This is a genomic window from Pectobacterium sp. 1950-15, from assembly GCF_037136835.1.
GTDB lineage: Bacteria > Pseudomonadota > Gammaproteobacteria > Enterobacterales > Enterobacteriaceae > Pectobacterium.
Map to the genome: position 1 here is coordinate 1 of NZ_JBBBQR010000046.1, position 690 is coordinate 690.

The 690-nt window shown below is 51.3% G+C and carries 1 pseudogene; it reads left to right on the forward strand.

Features of this window, described 5'->3' with window-relative positions:
- Positions 1-63 precede the first annotated feature (63 nt).
- Positions 64-690: pseudogene (locus WCT94_RS20710) on the forward strand (IS3 family transposase); the annotation flags it as partial.

The following is a 690-nucleotide window of genomic DNA, read 5'->3' on the forward strand; positions in this document are numbered from 1 at the left end:
TGAATCGCCACGGGTTTAACAGACACCTCAGAGTCATTTAAGATGACTTAAAGAGAGGTGCCCATGAGCGGTAAGCGTTATCCTGAAGAGTTTAAAATTGAAGCAGTCAAACAGGTTGTTGATCGTGGTCATTCTGTTTCCAGTGTTGCAACACGTCTCGATATCACCACTCACAGTCTTTACGCCTGGATAAAGAAGTACGGTCCGGATTCTTCCACTCATAATGAACAGTCAGATGCTCAGGCCGAGATCCGCCGTCTTCAGAAAGAGTTGAAGCGGGTTACGGACGAACGGGACATATTAAAAAAAGCCGCGGCGTACTTCGCAAAGCAGTCCGACTGAGGTACGCCTTTATCCGCGACAACAGCCGTTGCTGGCCTGTTCGTTTGCTCTGTCGGGTTCTGGATGTCCATCCGAGTGGATTTTATTTCTGGCTTCAGCAGCCACATTCACAGCGTCACCAGACAGACCAGATGCTGACCGGGCAGATCAAACAGTTCTGGCTTGAGTCTGGCTGCGTCTATGGTTATCGCAAGATCCATCTCGATCTGCGTGATACCGGACAGCAGTGCGGAGTGAACCGGGTCTGGCGGCTGATGAAGCGTGCCGGAATAAAAGCTCAGGTTGGGTACCGTAACCCACGTGCACGTAAAGGAGAAGCCAGCATCGTGACACCCAACAGGCTCCAGC